Genomic DNA, 19,019 nt, shown 5'->3' on the forward strand with positions numbered 1-19,019 from the left:
ATTGGAGATAATCCTAAGCGCTGACAGGGGTGAGGACACCGCGTTCGTCGAGAAGCTGCGCGATCTGCACGGCATTAAGCGCCGCGCCCTTGCGCAGGTTGTCCGACACGCACCACAGATTGATACCGTGCGGCACCGTCGGGTCGTTGCGAATTCGCGATACGAAGGTGTCGAACTCGCCGACACATTCGATCGGTGTGACATAGCCGCCCGGCTCGCGCTTATCGACCACGGCGACGCCCGGAGCGTCACGCAGGATTTCACGCGCCTGGGCTTCGTCCATCGGATCTTCGAACTCGATATTGACCGATTCCGAGTGGCCGACGAACACCGGCACGCGCACGCAGGTCGCCACCAGGTCGATGGTCGGATCGATGATCTTATGCGTCTCCGCCGTCATCTTCCATTCTTCCTTGGTGTAGCCGTCCTCCATGAAGACGTCGATCTGCGGAATCAGGTTGAAGGCGATCTGCTTGACGAACTTCTTGGGCGACTTGTCGCCCATGCCGTAGAGCGCCTTGGTCTGGTTCCACAGCTCGTCCATGCCTTCCTTGCCGGCGCCCGAGGTCGACTGATAGGTCGAGACCACCACGCGCTTGATGCGCGAGATGTCGTGCAGCGGCTTCAGCACCAGCACCAGCTGGGCGGTCGAGCAGTTCGGATTGGCGATAATGTTCTTCTTGCGCGCCAGCCAGATGGCGTCCGGGTTCACTTCCGGCACGATCAGCGGCACGTCGGGGTCCATGCGCCAGACGGAGGAGTTGTCGATGACGATGGGGCCCAGGGCGCCGATCTTGGGCGACCATTCCTTGGAAACCGCGCCACCGGCGCTCATCAGGACGATGTCGACCTTGGTAAAGTCGAAAGTTTCCAGGTCCACGCACTTCAGGGTTTTGTTGCCGAAGCCGATTTCCAGGCCCAGGGACTTACGCGACGCGACCGCGTAGATTTCCTTGATGGGGAAATTGACCTCTTCGAGGATCGCGAGCATTTCACGACCCACGGCGCCGGTAGCGCCGACAACGGCGACCCGATAACCCATGGTGTTACTCCTGACTGTGGATAAGGCGCATAAAGCGCACGCGCGCACATGGACCTTTTGGCCCATTTTGACAAGAGGCAACTGGGGTTACGCGCCTGTTTTGGCGCGATTTATACTAACGCATGGCCCGGAGCATTTGTCCGAGGCCATCATGATGACGGGTCTTCAGAACGCTGTCGATGGCGCCGATCAGCGCTTCCGAGGTGAAGGGCTTGGTCAGGTGGCCGTCGCCGCCGGCTTCAAAGCCCTGGTCGACATGGCTTTCACCCTCATGCCCCGTCAGGAACAGGATCGGCGTGTAGTCGAGATGGAAACCATCTTCCATCTGACGAATTTCACGCGCCGCACGCAGACCGGACATCACGGGCATTTCCATGTCCATGACGACGGCATCATACTCGTTGACCTGATAGGCCTCGACCGCTTCCTGGCCGTTTTGCGCGAAATCCACATCGATGCCGGTCGAAGCCAGCATCAGATCGATCATCTTGCGCAGGGTCGAGTTGTCTTCAACGCACAAAAGTCTCACTTTGTTATTCCTCACTGTTACGCGGCGCTGCTACTTTGTTCCTTGGAATCGCGCCGTCGTAATTATGTTATATAAGGGTGCGGTTAGCCAAGCCTGAACAACCACATTGCTTTTTTATTTTCCAAATTGCGGAAAATGGACGCTAAACGTTGAAATCGTTGCATATTCCGTGCCTGGCCAAGGGTTAACATAAGGCCGATCACGAAAAGTTGCGAATTGCTACAATATGTGTCGGCATTAAAATGGCGAAAAATATGCAGCTTCAGGTGATCATAATCGGCGGCGGCCCGGCGGGCGTTTCCTGCGCTATCTGGCTCAAAAAGCTGGGCGTGCGGGCGGTCCTGCTGGAAGCCTCCCCACGTCTGGGCGGGCTGCAAACCTGGTCGCCCTATGAGAACCTGTGGATACCGGGCGTCCAGGGCAAGACCGGTCAGCAGGTGGCGCAACACTTGTCCGACCATGCCGCAGCCTTAGGCGTTGAAACCCGTACCACCTGTCCCGCTTTGGGCGTGTGGGGCGACTATACGGTCGGGATTCCGGCCGGCAGCCTGACGGCGCCCTATCTGGTCATCGCCACAGGTTCGAAACCGCGCGCCGGCGGATTTACGGCGTCGGCCCGGGTGGCGATCGGACCCGGCACGCCCATGGAATCGCTCGACGTCAAGGGCCGGCGCATCGCCATACTGGGCGGCGGCGACAATGCCTTCGATCAGGCGCGGTTTGTGGCCGAACGCGGCGGTGTCCCGGTGATCTTTTCGCGGTCGGCCCCGCGCGCGCAGAAACTGCTGCAGGAAATGATCCGCGATGTGAAGGTCGTGACCGGCAACTATGCCGCCGACCCACAAGCCCTGACGGTCAACGGCGAACCCTTCGATGCCTTCGGGGTTCTGTACGGCTTTGAGGCCGTCCTGCCGCCGGGCCTGGAGCCGGAACTGGAGAACGGCTATGTCGCCGTCAATCGGCTGGGCGAGACCAGCCTTGCCAAGGTCTATGCCTGCGGTGAGGTTACCGACTTCTGGCACCCGTGCGTGACCACGGCCTCGGCCCATGGTGTCCAGGTCGCCAAGCAGATCTCGAAAAAGCTGGCGGGGTAGGCCCTATTCGAAATCCGTCAACCGACCGGGTTTACGGGCATCGCGCTTCGCCAATCTCGCGCGCTCGGCCTCTTCTTCCCGCTCATATTGCGGTTTCGGGGAAAACAGCGGGTCCCAGCAATACCACTCGCTCACGGCGCGCCACAGCCTTTGGCCCCATGATTGCCCCTTCCATCTCGCGCTGAAGAGGACGACAAAAAAGAAGACAGCACCCGTGATTTCGGCGATCACCGTGTACTGCGACCAGAGCGAAAGCAGTGCTTCCATCTCAACACCCCCTGTTCCCCGTTTCCCACATAATAGCGCAAACCCGACGCACCCGCAGCATTTTTAACGTCATCTTGAGCCGGGCTTGCTATAACCCGTCTGGAAAACGGTGGGGCCCGGGCCTATACAGCCCGGCACAAGGACAGTAACCGAACGTATCATGGGTATCCGCAGCGAGTACAAACGCCTGCTTAAAACAGGCGAACTGAAGGCTGATCCGGCGCAGAAGGCGGCGATCGAGGCCCTGTTCAAGCTGGAGCAGCGCATCCGTCACAGCCGGTCGTGGCTGCGTTTCCTGTTCGGTATCCGGCCCAAATGCTTTGGGATGTACCTGTGGGGCCCGCCCGGCCGCGGCAAGTCCATGATGATGGACATCTTCTACCACAATGCCCACGTCAAGGCGAAGCGCCGGGTCCACTTCCACGCCTTCATGTCCGAAGTTCACCACCTGATCCGCAAGTGGCGCGAAAGCGACGCCGCCACGCGCAAACAGATCTTCGGCACTCATAAGGGCGACGACCCGATCGCCCCCGCGGCCAAGCTGATCGCCAAACGCTCGCAGCTTCTGTGCTTCGATGAGCTTCAGGTCACCGACATAGCCGACGCCATGATTCTGGGCCGGCTTTTCGAAGCCCTGTTCGCCAACAAGGTCGTCCTGGTCACCACCTCCAACCGGCCGCCGGAAGACCTGTACAAGAACGGGCTGAACCGCGACCTGTTCGTCCCCTTCATCGACATGATCAAGACACGGCTGCAGGTCGTCCAGGTCGCCGGTCCGCGCGATTTCCGCCTCGACCGCCTGCGCGGGGCGAAAACCTACTTCTTCCCGTCGACCGATCCGCAAAGCCGCGCCGGTTTCGAGACGCTGTGGGCCGACATGACGCGACTGAACACCGAGATGGAATGCGTCCTCACAGTCAACGAACGCAAGATTGCCTTCAAGCGAGCCGCCGGTCCGCTGCTGCGGGCGACCTTTGCCGAGCTGTGCGGCGCCAATAACGGCCCGGCCGACTTCCTGGCCATCGCCGAACGTTTCACCACCGTGTTTATCGAAGACGTGCCGATTATGTCGCCGGCCAACCGCAACGAAGCCCGCCGCTTCGTCAGCCTGGTCGATGCCCTCTACGAAGACTCGACCAAGACCGTGCTGCTGGCGGCGGCCGAACCGGCTCAGCTGTATCCTTCTGGCGATGGCGCCTTCGAATTCGAACGGACCGTATCACGCCTGGAAGAAATGCGTTCGGAAGACTATCTCAACCGCGCGAACTAAGCAGCGTTTTGGCCTGATCCAGATGCAGCCGCTCAACCATCTCACCATTGACGGCCAGTAACCCGGCGTCGGTGCCTTCGAACGCGGCCACCACCGCCTTCGCCCAGGCGATCTCGTCCGGCGACGGTCCGAACGCCTGTTCGCACGGCGCGACCTGGTCGGGGTGGATCAGGGTCTTGCCGTCGAAACCCAAGCTGCGGCCCTGCTCGCATTCCGCCGCAAATCCTTCCATGTCCCGGAACTGGTTGTAGACCCCGTCCAGCACGACCTTGCCGTTGGCCCGGCCGAACAGCACGATCTGCGACAGGGCGAACACGATGTCCTGACGGCCGGACATCGGCCGGGTGCGCAGGTCTTTGCGCAGGTCGTTGGGCCCGGCGATCAAGCCCTTCAGCGGTAATCCGGCGATCTCCCACAGATTGGCGGCGCCCTCGGCCGTCTCGATCATTACCCAGACCGGCATTTTCGGCCAGGCCATCATGACGGCGCGGACATCCTCGGTACCGTTGACCTTGGGTATGACGATCCCGTCGAAGGTGGCGTCCTTCAACGCCCGATGGATGGCGTTGAGATATTGCGGGTGGATGCGGACCAGCACGGTCGTTGCGGTAAACGTCCCTTTCAGGATCTGCGCCAGTCCAACCAGAGCCGCATCGCGCTCCAGGTCACCGACAGCGTCTTCCAGATCAAAGATCAGGGCATCGCATTGCAGGCCTGGCGCCTTGGCCATGGCGCGCGGATTGCCGCAGGGAATAAACAGGACGGAACGGAATCTCACGACGCGGCCTTGCGGTAGATCAGGTCGAAACTGGCCGTCCAGGTCTTGCCACCGTCGTCGGAGGTTTCGCCGGCCTGTTCGACGCTGCCGTCGGCATGCGGCGTATAGGTCATACGCGTCATCTGGTTGGGGGCGCCCGGTTGCGGCCACACCCCTTCGATCACCATGGCCGTCCCGTTCCATCCACCTTTGAAATCGGCAAAGGTGCCGGAGGAATCCAGCCAGGTCTGACGCCATTTGCCTTCACCGGGCACCCAGGCATTGAGACTGCCACCGCCAGCCGCCTGAAGCGGCATCCAGTTTTCGCGCACGGCGCAACCGGCATAAAGCTTTTCGATCAGGCTGTCGGCGATCTTGAGATCCGGTTTCTGGGCCGGAAAGACCTCCCACTTGCCGACCCAGAAGTCGAACTGATGGCTTTCCGGCGTGTCGCAGCCCGGTGGGGTCTGGGCGGAAACGGCCGAGGCGGCGAACAGCAGGGGCAACAACCATAGGCGTTTCATGGGATCTCTCCGCGTTTGCGCCACCCTACGCCCGCCCCGGGTCTAAGGGCAAGGGTTGGGATGGCCGGCATGCAAGGTCGACACCGCCCGGTCGATCTCCGGCGTCCAGTCGATCTCGAAAGCGTCGATATCGTCCTTCAACTGCGCCATGGTGCTGGCGCCGATGATGGTCGAGGTCGTAAACGGCCGGCTGTCGATGAACTTCAATGCCAACTGCACCGGCGTCACCCCGACCAGAGCCGCCAGATCGACATAGCGGTGGACCATCTCGTCACCACCCGGACCTTCATAGCGGTTCAGCCGCTGGAACAGCGTCTTGCGCGCTCCTGCCGGCAAGGCCCCATGCCGGTACTTGCCGGTCAGATAGCCCTGGGCCAGCGGTGAATAGGCCAGCAACCCGACCTGCTCACGTAATGCCACCTCCGCCAGACCATATTCGAACGTCCGCGACACCAGGTTATAGCAGTTCTGGATCGACGCCACCCGCGGCAAACCCTCCCGTTCGGCCAGGCCCAGAAACTTCATCACCCCCCATGGGCTTTCGTTCGACACGCCGATATGGCGGATACGGCCGGCCTTCACATGGCGATCCAGGCTTTCGAGAATGGCCTGAAAATCCTCATAATCGCCGTCATAGTCGTGATATTCATGAAACCCAAACCCGCTGTAGCGCCGGTCGGGCCAGTGAAGCTGATACAGGTCGATATAGTCAGTCCGCAGCCGCGTCAGCGACGCTTCGACCGCAGCATCGATATGGTCGCGGGTATGGCGCGGCCCCTTGCGGATCCAGGTCATGGCGTCGGCGCGGCCGGCGATCTTGGACGCCAGAATGACCTTGTCGCGGTTGCCACGTGCCGCAAACCAGTTGCCGATGATGCGCTCGGTCGCGCCCTGGGTTTCCGGTCGCGGCGGGATGGCATAGGCCTCGGCCGTGTCGAAGAAGTTGATCCCGCGCTCTACGGCGTAGTCCATCTGGGCGAAGCCTTCAGCCTCGGTATTCTGGCTGCCGTACATCATGGTGCCGAGGCAAACCCGCGAAACCTGGAGGCCGGTACGGCCAAGTGGCGAATATTTCATGGAAAACCTCCGGGTCACATACGGTTCACGTCACCGAATACCCCTTGCCACACAGGTAATCCAGTCCCATATTGACAGTAATCGGCTTAGGCACACCTGCCTGCCGTCACACAGGAACACAGGGTTTAGACCTATGAACGACATGGACACCGATTACGTATCGATGCCCTCAGCGGAAGCCCAGGCCAAGGATATGGGCCTGCGCAACTTCCTGCTCGGCATCTATCAGAAAATGGCGCTGGGCCTGGTGGTCACCGGCGCTCTGGCCTGGGCCGTGGCCAATACGCCGGCCCTGATCAATCTGCTGTTTCAGATCGACGGCAATTCCATCCGCCCGACCATCCTGGGCTATATCTTCGCCTTTGCCCCGATGGCTCTGAGCTTTGCCTCCGGCATGTTCATGAACCGCCTGAACGCGGCAGTCGCCGGCGCCTTCTACTGGGTGTTCGTGGCGGTCATGGGCGTGTCCCTGGCTTCGATCTTCCTGTTCTTTACCGGCATGACGATCGCCCAGGTCTTCTTTATCACCGCCGCGACCTTCGGCGTGGTCAGCATCATCGGCTACACCACAAAGATCAATATGTCCGGCTGGGGCGGCTTCATGTACGCCGCGGTCATCGGCATGATCATCGCCTCGCTGGCCAACGCCTTTATCTTCAAGAGCGACCTGATGATGATGGCTATCTCGGCCATCGGCGTCCTGCTCTTCTCGGCCCTGATTGCCTATCAGACCCAGTCGCTGAAGCAGATGTACTATGCCGTCGGTTCGATTGGTCAGCAGCAGCGTGCGGCCCTGACCTATATCGGCGCCCTGTCGCTGTATGTGAACTTCATCAACCTGTTCATCAGCATCCTGAACCTGTTCCGCGGCCGCTAAGCCCGGACGGTCCAGACCGAAGACATGAAACCCCGGACGGCGACGTCCGGGGTTTTTTCATGCGTCAAATCACGTCGAACTTCGTCTTATCCAGCACCGTCAAGACCGGCCCCAGCTCACGGCCGCGCTTCAGAATCATACCCGCCTGGTTGAAGATGGCGAAAGCCCCCTGGCGCCGCGACAGGGCAGGCCGCTTTTCGATCCGGTACAAAGGCGCCTCGGACGAGCGGCGGAAAATATTGAAAGACACAGCATCGGGGAATGTGTCGATGGCGTAATCGCGCCAGTCGCCGGCGGCGACCTTGCGGCCGTAAACGCGCAGGATCTGATCCAGTTCGCGTCGGTCGAAGAAGATAGGTCCCTTGGCAGGAACCATGCCCAAATCGGAAATACTCATGCGTTCTTACGGTCTCACCACAAGACGAATAAGGCGATTAAACGCCCGCACCGCGGTTTTTGGCAAGTAAAATCGGCGTTGTCCGAATCCTTATAAAGTGAGCCTCCGCGGCAACAGGCAAGAAATTTATTCGTCCCATAATGACCTTATTTCAGCCCTTTTGGGGCCGTGTTGCGCCGCCATATTATGGGTGTCGGCCGAGGCGCTCCGTTCCTCCCCTGAACAGCCCCCCCAGCCCCTGGAACTGGGCATCACCTCGGCCGGCAGACGTTTCTTCCCCTGAGAACAATCTTAAAACGCCGCTGCCTCACCGCAGCGGCTCTTTTTTTGTATCTGCCGACGGGATAGGCTGGCCCGCAAAGGGGATGCCATGCCAACGCCATATCCGAAGAACGTACCGGGCGACTTTTATGTCGAAGACAAGTGTTGTCTCACCTGCAATATACCCATCGACATCGCGCCGGACCATTTCACTATGGACGACCAGCAATGTTACGTCAGCCGCCAGCCACAAACACCGGACGAACTGGACCGGACTCTTCTGGCAATGAACAGCCAGGAAGTCGATTGTATCCATTACCGCGGCGAAGACCGCGAGGTCATTCGCCGGCTGGTCGAGACCGGTGAATGGTGCTCGGTCGACAACCCGACGCGGCGGTTCTTCGAACAACGCCTGCGAAATGTCGCGCGCGTGACGGCGCCCGGCATGACCACCTGGACATTGTTGACGCAGCTGTTTGAAAAGCCGCTTATGTCGCGGGACTACTACGAAGGCAGGCCGTCCTACCGCTTTTCACAATTCACTGAGTCCGAGCACGGGGTTATGGTTCAGATCACGTGGCATGAAGACTGGCACGCCCTCACGGTCACTCGGATCGCCGACGACATGTTTCTGTTCCGTCTCAAGGCGGCGCACCGTGGGGAACGCGGCTTTTCCCGCCTGATCCACCACTGGCTGAAGGATCTGCCAATCGTCTCGGATGTCCAATGGCTAAGCCAGGACGAGTTTGACAAAGGCCTGCCCGGCCAGCCGGCCCCCGATTGACGGCGATGCCGGCATGTTTGCGCAGATCACGAGTGATCATTCCGCGCGACGCGCTATCGAAAATGAATACGGAGCGTTAACTCTCTCCATATGGCTTTTCCCGCTTATCTGTGGGCCACCCTTTGCAGAGATTTCGTTGTGACGGCGGAGGGTGTCTCACTTGAAACCAATACGGATTGACGAAACCTGGAGCTAGGCTCAACCTGCCCGCCATGACACGTCTGCCTCTCCTCGCCCTCACCCTGGCCCTTATCGCCGCGCCAGCCGCCGCCGAAACCGTTGCGCCGGTTGCCGACCAGGGTTGGTGGGCCTTTGCACCGCCGGAAGACAGCTTCGACCCGGCATCGAAGCTCGACCTGCGTTCTCTCAACGAAGCCTACGCCGGCGAGCACGGCTTTATCCGCCTCAGCGACGACGGCGAGAGCTTCGTCCGCGCCGACGGCCAGACCATCCGCTTCTGGGGCGGCACCGTTTCCGCCGAAGGCAGCCACGACGACATCGACCGCATGGCCCGCTTCCTGGCCAAGCGTGGCGTCAACATGGTCCGCTGGCACGGCGACCTGGCGCCGACCGACCGGCGCGACTCGAACATCACCGATATCAACGAAAAGGCCCTCGACCAGCTTTTTTACCTGATCGCCGCCATGAAAAAGGAAGGCATCTACGTCACCGTCTCGCCCTACTGGGCCTTCTTCGACCGCATGCACGACGACAACGGCGCCCGCACCCAGCCCAACTGGCCGCTGCCGCGCAATCCAAAGGCCGACAGCACGACTGGCCTGCTGTTCTACGATCCGCTGATGATCGAGGCCTACCGCAGCTGGATGGACGCCCTGTTCCTGCGTGAAAATCCCTATACCGGCAAGGCTCTGCGCGAAGAACCTGCCGTCGCCATTTTCCAGATTCAGAACGAGGATTCGCTGCTGTTCTGGACCTTCAACCAGATTCAGGGCGCCGACCGCGACCAGCTGGAACACGAATTCGGCGACTGGCTGAAGCAGAAATACGCCTCTCTGGAAACCGCCAAAGCGGCCTGGGACGGCGCCGAGGCCGGGGGCGCGCCCAATCCCGACCGGGCCGACAAGGGCATGATGGCCCTGCCCAACATCTATGAACTGACGCAGGCCCAGCCCGAAGGCGGCCTGGGGCGTCGCTACGCCGACACGACGCAATTCCTCACGCACACCATGTACCGCTTCAATCGCGGCATGCAGCACTGGCTGCGCTACGAACTGGCGGTGACCAGCCTGATCAATGCCGGCAACTGGCGCACGGCCAGCATGGAGCGGCTGAACGACGCCGAACGCTACAGCTACACCTCGACCGACGTGATCGCCGTCAATCGCTATGTCACCGGCCGCCACGAAAGCGACACGGCCGGCTGGGCGATCAAAACCGGCGATCGCTATACCGACGTCTCGACCCTGACCGATCCGGGCAGCTTCCCCCTGGCGGTCAAACAACCCACCGGCCATCCGATGATGGTGACGGAGTCGCTGTGGGTGCCGCCGACCGCCTATGAGAGCGAGGCGCCCTTCCTGATCTCGGCCATGCAGTCACTGGGCGGGGTCGACGCCTATTACTGGTTCCATCTTGGCGGCAAGGGGTCGTGGGACCAGCCGCGCAGCGCCAACGGCTACCTGCCATCGATCGGCAAGTGGATTGCCAACTCGCCCATGACCCTGGGCCAATTCCCGGCAGCCGCCCTGATCTATCGCCAGGGCTATATCGACCCGGCGCCGGCGGCCGTGGTGGAACACCGTACCCTGGACGAGCTGTGGCGGCGCGACATCCCGCTGATCGCCGAGGAGGGTGGCTTCGACCCCAACCGCGACGGCGCACCCTATACCAGGGGCGGCGCCGGAACCGTGTCGCCCCTCGCTTACCTGACCGGTCCGGTCAAGGTCACCTACGACTCTGCCGCTGCGGACGAAGTCGCCGACCTGGCCCGGCAGATCGACGCAAGCAAAACCACGGTCACCAGCCAGGGCGGCGCCCTGACCTGGAACTACGGCGACGGTATTGCCTGGCTGGATACGCCCAAGGCCCAGGGCGTCACCGGTTTCCTGAAAAAGCGCGGTCACTTCAATCTGAGCGATGTCGAAATTGCCGCGGGCAATCGTTACGGCACCATCCTGGTCGTCAGCCTGGACGGCCAGCCACTGCGCGACAGTCGCAAGGTGCTGGTCCAGGTCGGCACCCAAGCCCGGCCGACGGGGTGGGCGGATACGGACGCCACCTGGACCGACGCCGATGGCAAGACGGTCACCGGCCGCCAGATCACTAACCATGGCGGCGCGCCGTGGCTGGTGGCCGAAAGCCAGTTCGGCATCCGCCTGAGCAACCGCGGTCTGAAACGGGCGACCTTGCTGGATGCCAATGGCATGGCGACAGGCACGGTTGACGTGACCACGGCCGCCAACGGCGCCCTGGTCACCCTGCCCGTGACGACCATGTATATGATCCTGGAACCCTGATTTTACTTGGTCGTGACCTGTATGGTCATGGTCGGGCGGAACCAGGGCTTCATCAGCTTGCGGCCATTGGCATAAGCCTCCGCGCCACCGCAAAGGGCTTCCTGATCCAGATCTTCATCGGTCTTTTCACCCTCTTCGAGCTCACCCAGGACGTCGGCGATGCTGCCGGTCTCGCCGGTTTCCGACGAGGTCACGATGCCGCCGATGCCTGCCATCAGCTGCTCCACCATGTCGGCGCTTTCCAGGTCCTGATAGATGGCATCCAGGCATTGCCGGCTCTGGACGACGGCCGTACCGGACCCTGCCTGTCCGAACCAGAAATCTTTGTCGTGGATCAGGTAGACCAGTCTTGCAGCGCTTTCCTCTTCCGGCGTCGGCTTGACGAAGTCGCTCATCGACATGTCAGAAATATCCTTGCGGGGATGCTTTTTGTGATAGGCCGCCTTCGCCTCGTTCACCCGCCGGATATAGTCGAGATGGATGGCCCGCTGCGCCGGAGGCACCGACTCCATGTTCTCGCGGCCGGGATAGACGGCCAAGGCATAGGTCCACTTGTCGCGTTGACCGCCGGCCAGGGCCTTTTGGTACAACTCGGCCATCGGTGCGGTCATGGCCGGCTCGATCAGCGGCACAAACTCGGCCGCTCGAGCCGTGGCCGCTTCGCGATCCACCTTATCCTCAGCCACTGCAGGCGTCGCCACAAGGACGGCAGCCATCATCATCCACGCACGCATCGGAATCCCCCCCAAAAGAAAACGGCGCCGGAACTATGAGCCCGGCGCCGCATTTCGTACAGAGGGTTTCTCGAAAATGGGTCAGGCTGAGCCGAAAAAGGCTGGCTTCGAGAACCGGAGCGGAGCGTACTTCAGTACGTGAGCACCGGAAGCGCAGAAGACGGCCTTTTGCAGGCCAGCATCACCCATTTTCTTTAAGCCTGCATGGTCCAGCCTTCGACTCCCATGGCCGCTTGGCGAACGGCTTCGGAGCGCGTCGGGTGCGGGTGGCAGATGCGCGCCAGGTCTTCCGAAGCGCCCGAGAACGCCATCAGCACGCAGGCTTCACCGATCATTTCGCCGACCTGCGGACCCATCATATGCACGCCCAGAACCTTGTCGGTCTTGGCGTCGGCGATGAACTTCACGAAGCCGTCGGTCTCATGGTTGATCTTGGCGCGGCTGTTGGCCATGAACGGGAATTTGCCGGTCTTGTAGGCCACGCCCGACGCCTTGATCTGGTCTTCGGTCTGACCGACCCAGGCCACCTCCGGCGCGGTGTAAACGACCGACGGCACCAGGTTGTAGTCGACGTGACCGGCCTTGCCGGCGATCAGTTCGATGCAGGCGACGGCATCTTCTTCCGCCTTATGGGCCAGCATCGGCCCCAGGATAACGTCACCAATGGCCCAGACGCCCGGCGCCGAGGTCTTGAAATGATTGGTCGGGATAAAGCCGCGCGGATCGGTGGCAACGCCGACCGTATCCAGGCCCAGGCCGTGGGTGAAGGGACGGCGGCCGATGGCCACCAGCACGACATCGGCCGACAGTTTTTCGGCGGCGCCACCGGCGGCGGGTTCCAGGGTCAGCTCAACACCCTTGGCGCCCGGCACCGCGCCGGTCACCTTGGTGCCCAGCTTGAAGGTGATGCCCTGCTTTTCCAGCGAACGGCGGAAGGCGGTGGCGACTTCGGTATCCATGCCCGGCGTGATGCGGTCGAGGAACTCGACCACGGTCACCTGGGCGCCCAGGCGGCGCCACACGGAACCCAGTTCCAAGCCGATAATGCCGGCGCCGATGACGACCAGCGACTTCGGCACCGCCGCCAGCGACAGGGCACCGGTGGAGTCGACGATCGACTTCTGGTCGACCGGCACGCCAGGCAGCGGGGTCGGTTCTGAACCGGTGGCGATGACGATGTTGCGGGTAGCCAGCGACTGGGTCGAGCCGTCATTGGCGGTCACAGTGACCTTGCCGGCGCCGGCGATCGAGCCCTTGCCGATGAAATAGGTGACCTTGTTCTTCTTCATCAAAAATTCGACGCCCTTGGTCAGGGCAGTGACGCTGTCCTGCTTGGACTTCATCATCTGGACCAGGTTCAGCCGGGGCGCCGGGACCTCGATACCGATGGTGGTGAATTCGGTCGTGGTGGCTTCGAACAGTTCCGAGGCGTGCAGCAGGGCCTTCGACGGCATGCAGCCGACGTTCAGGCAGGTGCCGCCCAGCATGCCGCGGGATTCGACGATGGCGGTCTTCAAGCCCAGTTGTCCGGCACGGATCGCCGCGTTGTAGCCACCGGGACCACCGCCGATGATCACCACGTCGAAATTCAGGTCGTCAGCCATGTTGGGCCCTTCCCCATCAAGGATAAATGCTGCCCGTGAGTTAGGAGCGTGACGCCGTAAGGTCAAGCCAATTACGGCCCGGGACGTGCTTTTTTAGGCCGGAAGGGCTCCGGATATCTTCAGCTGTGGACGGCGGCGCGACATGTAGATGAGGAAGCCCAGCACCAGCGCCACCAGGGTGATGACATAGCGCGGGTCCCAGCCCGACAGGATGGAGAAAACCTTGTCCATGATGCCGCCACCGGCCGATCCGTTGGTGATATAGGTCAGGATCAGGTCGGCGACGAAGCCCAGCAGGTAGGTGAAGGCGGCACGGACATTGCCGTTCGCATGCAGCCAGGCAGCGACGAGGTAAAGGAAGACGACGGCGCCCCACAGGCCGATAACCGGTGTGTTCTGGGTCTGGACGGCTTCGACGGCGGTTTCGCCCTGGATGGAGTTCATGTCCGGCGCGCCCTGGGTCATGCCGGACGTATCGTTGAACCCACCGGAATAGTCGCTCTGATCCATGGTGCGGGCGGCGATGGTGGGCTCGCCCTGATCGGGGAAGAGAAAGGCCTTGGCGACCGGGAAGGCGATCCAGGCGGCATAGGCGACGACGATCGCTACCAGAAACCAGCGTACGTATTTCATGATCCCCGTTCCCTCTTTCACATATGGTTAAGACCATAGTAACCGATCGGAACGGGGGCGTCAAAAGGGCCAATGCAAGGAGAGCAATACCCGTCCGACGGATCTACTCCGCCTTATCCTCGTCGGGTTCGGCGATGGTCGCCAGGATGGCCGCCGGGTTTTCCTGCAACGTTCCCAGCAGGCCCAGGTTCTGGCGCGAGAAATCGACCGTCTGGTTGAAGAAATCCCTGCCGCCACAGGCCAGGACGCCCTGCTGGTAGCTGGTCTGGTACACGCGAACAGCGTCTTGTTGAACCTTGGCAAACTGGTCCGGCGTCAGCTTGGTGGCCGCAATATCGACCTTCTGGGCCTTTTCCATGCGCGCAAAGGCATTGGCCGACTGGGCGCAGGTGGTCGCGGCATTGACCATGCCGGGCTTCAGGATCAGGTCCTGGTTCAGATTGAGCGTGTCGTCGTCATTGCCAAAGGTCTGCGGCACGAAGAAGCCCGTACTGCCGGCGGCTGGGTCATTGCCCATGCCCAGCGAAGCGTTGGTCTGCTCCTGGTTCTTGCGGCGGCCGACGTGCTTGGCCAGATAGATCCAGAACTCGGATTCATCCAGCATGGCGTCTTCGTTGAACTCGATATCGAACTTGTCTTTCGACGTGATGTACAGGTCCAGGAGCTCGCGGTAGCCCTTCTTGAGGCGCTCCTTGTCGGGTTGGGCCAGGCGATACGCTTCCGAGGGGCGGCCGAGATCCAGCGCCAGGCCATATTGCAGCATGTATTCGGGATGCTGGACGTCGGCCTTTTGCAGCAGTTCCAGCATCGGCGTGGTCATGGCGGCGGTGACATGCCCCTGCCCCTTGACGGCGTCGACCTGCGTATAGCTGGCCTTGCTGTTCAGCTCCTTCTTGCGCCCCGCCGCCTGGGCCGTTCCCCCAAATGCGACAGCCGCCACCAGACACCAGGCAAGACTCTGGACGACGAGACTTTGGACTTTCACTGTTTTCATCCCCGAAAATAACTATTTTGAATAGACTAATTCATCCCGGCGGCATGCGCCATAACAAAAAACCCGCCGGGCGAACCGGCGGGTTTAATGTGTCGAATTTGTCGTACTTTTATACCTCGAGCACGAAGCGCTGGGGATCTTCCAGGCCTTCCTTGACACGGACCAGGAAGGTCACGGCTTCCTTGCCGTCAACGATGCGGTGATCGTAGGACAGGGCCAGGTACATCATCGGACGAACCACGACCTGACCATTGACGACCATGGCGCGGTCCTTGATGGCGTGCATGCCGAGGATGGCGACCTGTGGCATGTTCAGGATCGGGGTCGACATCAGCGAACCGTAGATGCCGCCGTTGGTGATGGTGAAGGTGCCGCCCTGGAGCTGATCCAGCGACAGAGTGCCGTCACGGGCCTGCTTGCCCAGCGCGCCGATGCCCTTTTCGATCCCGGCCAGGGACAGGGTGTCGACATCGCGCAGAACCGGCACGACCAGGCCCTTTTCGGTGCCAACAGCCACGCCAAGGTCATAGTGGTTCTTGTAGATGATGTCGGTTCCGTCGATCTCGGCGTTGACGGCCGGAATGTCCTTCAGCGCCGCGACCACGGCCTTGGCGAAGAACGACATGAAGCCGAGCTTGACGCCGTGACGCTTTTCAAAAGCGTCCTTATAGGCGTTGCGCACATTCATGATGGTCGACATGTCGACTTCGTTGAAGGTGGTCAGCTGGGCCGCGGTGTTCTGCGACTCCTTCAGGCGGCGGGCGATGGTCTGGCGCAGGCGCGTCATCTTCACGCGCTCTTCGCGGGCGCCCAGGGCGCGCGGCGCGGCCGTGGCAGCGACAGGCGCCTGGGCCACAGCCGTGGAGGTGCCGCCGGACAGGGCTGCCAGGGCGTCGCCCTTGGTGATGCGCCCGTCCTTGCCTGTGCCGTCGACCTTGTTAGGGTCGAGGCCGGTTTCGGAGACGATGCGGTTGACGGCCGGCGACAGCGGCTTGTCGCTGGAGGCCGGAGCCGGGGTGGGCGCCGGAGCGGGTGCAGCGGCCGGAGCCGGCGCAGGTTCCGGCGCGGCGGCCGGAGCGGCGGGTGCAGCGGCAGCACCGGCGCCACCGACGGAACCCAGAACCGTGCCCGGGGTGACGGTTTCACCTTCGGCGACCAGGATGGTCAGGACGCCATCGGCCGGCGAAGACACTTCCAGAGCGACCTTGTCGGTTTCGAGTTCGACCAGGACCTCGTCCTTCTTGACGGTGTCGCCGGACTTCTTGGTCCAACGGCCGACGGTGGCTTCGGCAACGGATTCCCCCAGCACGGGAGTAAGGATATCAGCCATAGTTAGGCTCCATTTTGTTTGCGCTCATAAAGCGCAGATAGAGGGAGCCGCTCCCGCGATCGGGAGCGGCGTGTTGGGGAATGGTTACGCGAAGGCTTCGTTGAGGAACGTTTCAAGCTCTTTCAGGTGGCGGCTCATCTGGCCGGCAGCCGTCGAGGCCGAGGCCGGGCGGCCGACATAGCGCGCCCGCTTGGCCTTGACCTTCAGGCGGTCCAGGGTGAGTTCCAGCCACGGATCGACAAAAGCCCAGCCGCCCATATTCTTCGGCTCTTCCTGGCACCACACCAGTTCGGCGTTCGGGAAGCGGCCCAGTTCGGTCATCAGCGACTTCATCGGCCACGGATAGAACTGCTCCAGGCGCATCAGGTAGATGTCCTTGATCTGCTTCTTTTCGCGGTCTTCCAGGAGGTCGTAATAGACCTTGCCCGAACACAGCACGACGCGGCGGATCTTGTCGTCCGGCACCAGCTTGAGGCCGGCGACGTCGGGACGGCGCTCGGCATCGTCATGCAGCACGCGGTGGAACGACGAGCCTTCCGAAATCTCGCTCAGTTGCGAGACCGCCTTCTTGTGACGCAGCAGCGACTTCGGCGTCATCAGGATCAGCGGCTTGCGGAAGGGCCGGTGGATCTGGCGGCGCAGGATGTGGAAGTAGTTGGACGGCGTCGTGCAGTTGGCGACCTGCATATTGTCTTCGGCGCACATCTGCAGGAAGCGTTCGAGGCGGGCGGAGGAGTGCTCCGGACCCTGGCCTTCGTAGCCGTGCGGCAGCAGCATGACCAGGCCGGACATGCGCAGCCACTTGCGTTCACCGGAACTGATGAACTGGTCGATGATGACCTGGGCGCCGTTGACGAAGTCGCCGAACTGGCCTTCCCACAGGGTGAGCGTGTTCGGGTCGGCCAGCGAGTAGCCGTATTCGAAGCCCAGAACCGCCTCTTCCGACAGAGCCGAGTCGATACCTTCGTACAGCGCCTGGCCTTCACGGATGTGGTTGAACGGGAAGTAGCGCTCTTCGGTCGTTTGGTCGATGAAGCCGGAATGGCGTTGAGAGAAGGTGCCACGGATTGAGTCCTGGCCTGACAGACGCACCGGGAAGCCCTCGTCGAGCAGCGAGCAGAAGGCCAGGGATTCCGCCGTCGCCCAGTCGAGGTTCTCGCCACTGGCGATCATTTGCTGGCGCGCTTCGATGACGCGCTTCAGCGTGCGATGGGCATCGATGTCGTTCGGAATGGTCGTGATCTTCTTGCCGATCTCCACCAGCTTGGCGCGCGGCACGGCGGTGATGCCGCGGCGTTCGTCCTCTTCCGGCAGCCCCAGGCCCGACCACTTGCCGTCCAGCCAGTCGGCCTTGGTGGCACGATAGGCCTTACCGGCGTCGAACTCCTCGTCCATGAAGGTGTCGAAGTCCTTCAGCCACTGGTCGTACTCCGCCTGGGTGCAGACACCTTCCTTGATCAGGCGCTGCGCGTACAGGTCGCGCGTCGACGGATGGTCCTTGATCTTGGCGTACATGATCGGCTGGGTGAAGGTGGGATCGTCACCTTCGTTGTGACCAAAGCGCCGGTAGCAGAACATGTCGATGACGACGTCCTTGGCGAACTTCTGGCGGAATTCGGTCGCCATCTTGGCGGAGAAGACCACGGCTTCGGGATCGTCGCCGTTGCAGTGCAGGATCGGCGCCTGGGCCATCAAAGCGACGTCGGACGGATAGGGGGACGAACGCGAGAAGCGCGGGCTGGTGGTGAAGCCGATCTGGTTGTTAATGATGAAGTGGATGGTGCCGCCGGTCTTGTACCCTTTCAGGTCCGCCAGAGCCAGACACTCCATGCCGACGCCCTGGCCGGCAAAGGCCGCGTCGCCGTGGATTAGCAGGCCAACCGCGCTACCGCGGTCAGGGCCTTTTTCACCGGCCAGCAGAGCCGGGTTGGCTTTGTGGTGGAACGACTGCTTGGCGCGCGTCTTGCCAAGGACGACCGGGTTGACGATTTCCAGGTGCGACGGGTTGGCCGTCAGCGAGAGATGGACGTTGTTGCCGTCGAAGGCGCGATCCGAAGAGGCGCCCATATGGTACTTCACGTCCGACGAACCTTCGATGTCCGTCGGCAGGGTCGAACCACCCTGGAATTCGTGGAAGATGGCGCGGTACGGCTTGCCCATCACCCCGGCCAGGGTGTTGAGGCGGCCACGGTGGGCCATGCCGAAGATGATGTCCTTGACGCCCAGGGCGCCGCCGCGCTTGATGATCTGCTCCAGCGCCGGGATCATGGCTTCGCCGCCATCGAGGCCGAAACGCTTGGTGCCGGGGAAGCGACGGTGACAGAAGCGTTCGAAACCCTCGGTCTCGATCAGCTTCTTCAGGATGGCG

18 protein-coding genes are annotated in these 19,019 nt (G+C 61.8%); 5 read left to right on the plus strand and 13 right to left on the minus strand.

The window, feature by feature from the left end; all coding sequences use genetic code 11:
- Window positions 1-13: 13 nt before the first annotated feature.
- Window positions 14-1,042, minus strand: coding sequence for an aspartate-semialdehyde dehydrogenase (locus tag ABAC460_RS47440; protein WP_023455951.1), 1,029 nt, complete (start codon window positions 1,040-1,042; stop codon window positions 14-16).
- Window positions 1,043-1,157: 115 nt separating this feature from the next.
- Window positions 1,158-1,571: a response regulator gene (locus tag ABAC460_RS47445; RefSeq protein ID WP_031237613.1), complete on the minus strand. Its 414-nt coding sequence runs from the start codon at window positions 1,569-1,571 to the stop codon at window positions 1,158-1,160.
- 242 nt (window positions 1,572-1,813) lie between these two features.
- On the opposite strand from ABAC460_RS47445, the gene ABAC460_RS47450 reads away from it, so the two are divergent.
- A complete protein-coding gene (locus ABAC460_RS47450; RefSeq protein WP_235075865.1) occupies window positions 1,814-2,665 on the plus strand; it encodes an NAD(P)/FAD-dependent oxidoreductase in 852 nt (283 codons plus the stop codon).
- Between the two features lie 3 nt (window positions 2,666-2,668).
- Here the strand turns inward: ABAC460_RS47450 and ABAC460_RS47455 are convergent, their stop codons facing one another.
- Window positions 2,669-2,932, minus strand: coding sequence for a hypothetical protein (locus ABAC460_RS47455; RefSeq protein WP_023455954.1), 264 nt, complete (start codon window positions 2,930-2,932; stop codon window positions 2,669-2,671).
- A 160-nt stretch (window positions 2,933-3,092) separates the two neighbouring features.
- Between ABAC460_RS47455 and zapE the strand changes: the two genes are divergently transcribed.
- On the plus strand, window positions 3,093-4,202 hold the full coding sequence (gene zapE, locus ABAC460_RS47460; protein WP_023455955.1) for a cell division protein ZapE: 1,110 nt from the start codon (window positions 3,093-3,095) through the stop codon (window positions 4,200-4,202).
- Here zapE and ABAC460_RS47465 read toward each other — a convergent pair.
- Genes ABAC460_RS47465 through ABAC460_RS47475 form a run of 3 tightly spaced genes read right to left on the minus strand, consistent with a single transcriptional unit; the run spans window position 4,186 to window position 6,560 of the window.
- Complete coding sequence (locus ABAC460_RS47465) at window positions 4,186-4,980, minus strand: HpcH/HpaI aldolase/citrate lyase family protein (protein WP_023455956.1); 795 nt, start codon at window positions 4,978-4,980, stop codon at window positions 4,186-4,188. The genes zapE and ABAC460_RS47465 overlap by 17 nt on opposite strands.
- Window positions 4,977-5,483, minus strand: coding sequence for a hypothetical protein (locus tag ABAC460_RS47470; protein ID WP_023455957.1), 507 nt, complete (start codon window positions 5,481-5,483; stop codon window positions 4,977-4,979). Before ABAC460_RS47470 ends, ABAC460_RS47465 begins: the two co-directional genes overlap by 4 nt.
- A 42-nt stretch (window positions 5,484-5,525) precedes the next feature.
- On the minus strand, window positions 5,526-6,560 hold the full coding sequence (locus tag ABAC460_RS47475; RefSeq protein ID WP_023455958.1) for an aldo/keto reductase: 1,035 nt from the start codon (window positions 6,558-6,560) through the stop codon (window positions 5,526-5,528).
- Between the two features lie 133 nt (window positions 6,561-6,693).
- On the opposite strand from ABAC460_RS47475, the gene ABAC460_RS47480 reads away from it, so the two are divergent.
- Complete coding sequence (locus ABAC460_RS47480; protein WP_023455959.1) at window positions 6,694-7,437, plus strand: Bax inhibitor-1/YccA family protein; 744 nt, start codon at window positions 6,694-6,696, stop codon at window positions 7,435-7,437.
- A gap of 64 nt (window positions 7,438-7,501) precedes the next feature.
- Here ABAC460_RS47480 and ABAC460_RS47485 read toward each other — a convergent pair whose 3' ends face one another.
- Window positions 7,502-7,834, minus strand: a complete 333-nt coding sequence (locus tag ABAC460_RS47485) for a DUF2794 domain-containing protein (protein WP_023455960.1) — start codon at window positions 7,832-7,834, stop codon at window positions 7,502-7,504.
- 370 nt (window positions 7,835-8,204) lie between these two features.
- Between ABAC460_RS47485 and ABAC460_RS47490 the strand changes: the two genes are divergently transcribed.
- Window positions 8,205-8,879, plus strand: coding sequence for a ferredoxin (locus ABAC460_RS47490; protein ID WP_023455961.1), 675 nt, complete (start codon window positions 8,205-8,207; stop codon window positions 8,877-8,879).
- Between the two features lie 212 nt (window positions 8,880-9,091).
- Complete coding sequence (locus ABAC460_RS47495) at window positions 9,092-11,356, plus strand: hypothetical protein (RefSeq protein WP_023455962.1); 2,265 nt, start codon at window positions 9,092-9,094, stop codon at window positions 11,354-11,356.
- A gap of 2 nt (window positions 11,357-11,358) precedes the next feature.
- Here ABAC460_RS47495 and ABAC460_RS47500 read toward each other — a convergent pair whose 3' ends face one another.
- From ABAC460_RS47500 to ABAC460_RS47525, 6 genes are all read right to left on the minus strand, one after another.
- A complete protein-coding gene (locus ABAC460_RS47500; protein WP_023455963.1) occupies window positions 11,359-12,090 on the minus strand; it encodes a hypothetical protein in 732 nt (243 codons plus the stop codon).
- 194 nt (window positions 12,091-12,284) lie between these two features.
- A complete protein-coding gene (gene lpdA, locus ABAC460_RS47505; protein WP_023455964.1) occupies window positions 12,285-13,694 on the minus strand; it encodes a dihydrolipoyl dehydrogenase in 1,410 nt (469 codons plus the stop codon).
- A 93-nt stretch (window positions 13,695-13,787) separates the two neighbouring features.
- Entirely contained in the window at window positions 13,788-14,327 is a 540-nt protein-coding gene (locus tag ABAC460_RS47510) for a hypothetical protein (protein WP_023455965.1), read from the minus strand.
- 103 nt (window positions 14,328-14,430) lie between these two features.
- Window positions 14,431-15,312 carry a hypothetical protein gene (locus ABAC460_RS47515; protein ID WP_235075866.1) on the minus strand — a complete coding sequence of 294 codons (882 nt, stop codon included), beginning with the start codon at window positions 15,310-15,312 and terminating at the stop codon, window positions 14,431-14,433.
- Window positions 15,313-15,430: 118 nt separating this feature from the next.
- Window positions 15,431-16,651: a 2-oxoglutarate dehydrogenase complex dihydrolipoyllysine-residue succinyltransferase gene (gene odhB / locus ABAC460_RS47520; protein ID WP_023455967.1), complete on the minus strand. Its 1,221-nt coding sequence runs from the start codon at window positions 16,649-16,651 to the stop codon at window positions 15,431-15,433.
- Between the two features lie 84 nt (window positions 16,652-16,735).
- Window positions 16,736-19,019: 2-oxoglutarate dehydrogenase E1 component (locus tag ABAC460_RS47525; RefSeq protein ID WP_023455968.1), on the minus strand; the 2,284-nt coding region annotated here is incomplete at its 5' end.

Origin of the sequence: Asticcacaulis sp. AC460 (assembly GCF_000495795.1) — a bacterium.
In the GTDB taxonomy this organism is placed as follows: Bacteria; Pseudomonadota; Alphaproteobacteria; order Caulobacterales; family Caulobacteraceae; genus Asticcacaulis.

What these genes read in the sequence shown, in the direction of transcription:
- odhB (WP_023455967.1), bottom strand. Translation starts at nt 16,651, where the DNA reads ATGGCTGATATCCTTACTCCCGTGCTGGGGGAATCCGTTGCCGAAGCC.
- ABAC460_RS47440 (WP_023455951.1), bottom strand. Translation starts at nt 1,042, where the DNA reads ATGGGTTATCGGGTCGCCGTTGTCGGCGCTACCGGCGCCGTGGGTCGT.
- ABAC460_RS47500 (WP_023455963.1), bottom strand. Translation starts at nt 12,090, where the DNA reads ATGCGTGCGTGGATGATGATGGCTGCCGTCCTTGTGGCGACGCCTGCA.
- ABAC460_RS47495 (WP_023455962.1), top strand. Translation starts at nt 9,092, where the DNA reads ATGACACGTCTGCCTCTCCTCGCCCTCACCCTGGCCCTTATCGCCGCG.
- ABAC460_RS47450 (WP_235075865.1), top strand. Translation starts at nt 1,814, where the DNA reads ATGGCGAAAAATATGCAGCTTCAGGTGATCATAATCGGCGGCGGCCCG.
- ABAC460_RS47470 (WP_023455957.1), bottom strand. Translation starts at nt 5,483, where the DNA reads ATGAAACGCCTATGGTTGTTGCCCCTGCTGTTCGCCGCCTCGGCCGTT.
- ABAC460_RS47510 (WP_023455965.1), bottom strand. Translation starts at nt 14,327, where the DNA reads ATGAAATACGTACGCTGGTTTCTGGTAGCGATCGTCGTCGCCTATGCC.
- ABAC460_RS47480 (WP_023455959.1), top strand. Translation starts at nt 6,694, where the DNA reads ATGAACGACATGGACACCGATTACGTATCGATGCCCTCAGCGGAAGCC.
- ABAC460_RS47490 (WP_023455961.1), top strand. Translation starts at nt 8,205, where the DNA reads ATGCCAACGCCATATCCGAAGAACGTACCGGGCGACTTTTATGTCGAA.
- zapE (WP_023455955.1), top strand. Translation starts at nt 3,093, where the DNA reads ATGGGTATCCGCAGCGAGTACAAACGCCTGCTTAAAACAGGCGAACTG.
- lpdA (WP_023455964.1), bottom strand. Translation starts at nt 13,694, where the DNA reads ATGGCTGACGACCTGAATTTCGACGTGGTGATCATCGGCGGTGGTCCC.
- ABAC460_RS47475 (WP_023455958.1), bottom strand. Translation starts at nt 6,560, where the DNA reads ATGAAATATTCGCCACTTGGCCGTACCGGCCTCCAGGTTTCGCGGGTT.
- ABAC460_RS47485 (WP_023455960.1), bottom strand. Translation starts at nt 7,834, where the DNA reads ATGAGTATTTCCGATTTGGGCATGGTTCCTGCCAAGGGACCTATCTTC.
- ABAC460_RS47455 (WP_023455954.1), bottom strand. Translation starts at nt 2,932, where the DNA reads ATGGAAGCACTGCTTTCGCTCTGGTCGCAGTACACGGTGATCGCCGAA.